The sequence below is a fragment of the Actinoplanes sp. NPDC049265 genome (assembly GCF_043197135.1).
GTDB lineage: Bacteria > Actinomycetota > Actinomycetes > Mycobacteriales > Micromonosporaceae > Actinoplanes.
In genome coordinates this window covers 1-2295 of the sequence record NZ_JBICSP010000061.1, presented here as the reverse complement: position 1 = coordinate 2295, position 2295 = coordinate 1, and the positions used below count along the sequence as shown (strand labels likewise).

Annotated in this window: 1 protein-coding gene; it reads right to left on the bottom strand. The window is 71.5% G+C overall.

What is annotated here, in order from left to right; all coding sequences use genetic code 11:
• A partial coding sequence (locus ACGFIO_RS44300) for a polyketide synthase dehydratase domain-containing protein (protein WP_392837313.1) occupies positions 1-2251 on the bottom strand: 2251 nt, incomplete at its 3' end.
• Between the last annotated feature and the right edge of the window lie 44 nt (positions 2252-2295).

Sequence of the window (2295 nt, the reverse complement as noted above, 5' to 3'; positions counted from 1 at the left end):
GCTCGCCCCGGCGCACACCCGCCAACACCACCAAGGCGTAGTAAGCGGTCAGGAACGCTACCGGGGTTGATCCTGCCTGCGGCCATGACCAACCCTCAGGTACGCGGACCAGCAGACGGGAATCGGTAACCACCAGTGGCCCGAACCCAGCCGCGGCCAACCCCATCACCCGGTCTCCTGGCACAAGGCCCGAAACCTGTGGGCCCACCTCGGTGACCACCCCGGCGCATTCCGCACCGATATCCCCACCACCGGGATACATCCCCAACGCCACCAACACATCACGGAAGTTCAGCCCAGCCGCCCGCACCGCCACCCGGACCTGACCGGCCCGCAACGGCCCTGCCGCCTCGGGTGCTCCGGCCAACACCAGGCCATCCACCGTCCCACCCTCGGCACGCAACCGCCACGGACCCGCCGGTGCTTCCAGCAACTCCCCTGGCACCGGACGCGCCAACCGCCGCACCAAAACACGATCCCCGCGCAGCGCCAACTCCGGCTCACCAGCCGCCACCAAGTCGCACGCCGCCCTCAGCGCAACCGCGTCCAAACCCGCCGGATCAAGATCGACGAGAGCGAACCGACCCGGATTCTCCGCCTGCGCCGAACGCACCAGACCCCACACCGACGCCGCGCCGAGGTCGGTCACCGCCTCACCCGACTCCACGGACACCGCACCCCGCGTCACCACTCCCAGCACCGAACCCTCCAAGGGCTCGGTCTCCAACCACCGCTCCACCAGACCCAGCACCTGCCCCGCTGTCCCGGCACCACCCGCCCCAGCATCGCCGGGCTCCCCGACCACGCGCGAAAGCACCACGCGCGGCGCCCCGCCCACAACCCCGGCCAAGTCCGGATATGCACTCACCGCCCCCAGCGCTTCGGCCAGCTCCTGCCCGCCAGCACCGGCCACCGCGACCTCAGCCGGCCTATCCCCAGCTATGTCTTCCTGAGATGGGATCCAGCGGACGGTGAACAGCGCATCCCGATCGGCACCGAGTTGGTCGGTCGACAGGGTTCGCAGGGTCAGCGCGTCCACGGTCAGGACCGGGCGGCCGAGGGCATCGGCAGCGTGCAGTTGAAGCGCGTCGGGGCCGACGCGTCGCAGCCGGACACGGGCCGCGGTGGTTCCGGCCGCGTGTATCGACACGCCCCGCCACGCGAACGGGACCAGGGTGCGCCCGCCGAACGGCGCCCCGCCGGTATCCGACAGGACCCCGTCGAGGCCGGTCGCGTGCAGCGCCGCGTCCAGCAGCGCGGGGTGCACCCCGTACGGTTCCGTGTCGCCCGGCCCGGCACCATCGGGGAGCTGGACCTCCGTGAACGTCTCCTCCCCGAGCCGCCACACCGCGCGCAGCCCCCGGAACGCCGGCCCGTACTCGTAACCGGCCGCCGCAAGCTCCTCATACATTCCCGAGACGTCCACCGCGCTCGCGCCGGCCGGCGGCCATTGCCCCATGCCGCCGTCCCAGCCGTCGCCGGACGGTCCGGTCAAAGACAGCGAGCCGGTGGCGTGCTCGGTCCACTGCGCCGCGCCGCTGACCGGCCGGCTGTGTACGACCACCGACCGGCCCCCGGCCTCATCCGGCGCCCCGACAGCGAGCTGCACCCGCACCGCTCCGTCACGAGGAATCACCAGCGGGGCCTGCAGCACGAGCTCCTCAACGCATCTGCACCCCCCGCGTGCTCCGGCCGCGGCCGTCATCTCCGCCAGCGCCGCCCCGGGCACCACTACCGTGCCCTGCAGAACGTGGTCCGCCAGCCACGGCTGATCCGCCAACGACAGCCGCCCGGTGAACACCAGGCCACCACCCGCCAGCTCGATCCCCATCCCCAGCAGCGGGTGATCTCCCGCGCCCGGCAAGGCGGCAGCGAGCGGCCGCCAGTACCGGCTCCGCTGGAATGCGTACGTTGGCAGCTCGACCTTCCGAGCAGGCCCGATAACCTTCGCCCAATCGACCGGCAAACCCGCCACAAACATGCCCGCCAATGCGGTCAGGAACTGCCCGGCCGCCGGACGATTCCGACGCTGCACGGCAACGAACACCCCGCCAGGAACGCAATCGGGACCCAGCGTGGTCAACGCCCCATCCGGACCCGCCTCCACAAACACCCGACCACCGCACTCCGCCGCCACCGCGACCGCGTCGGCGAAACGCACCGGCTGACGGGCCTGCGCCGCCCAATAACCCGGCGTACGGAAATCCTCAACCGAAGCCACAGCCCCAGTCAGCGTCGACACCACCGTCACCCGCGGCTCGTGATAAGACAACCCCGCCGCCACCCGCTCCAACG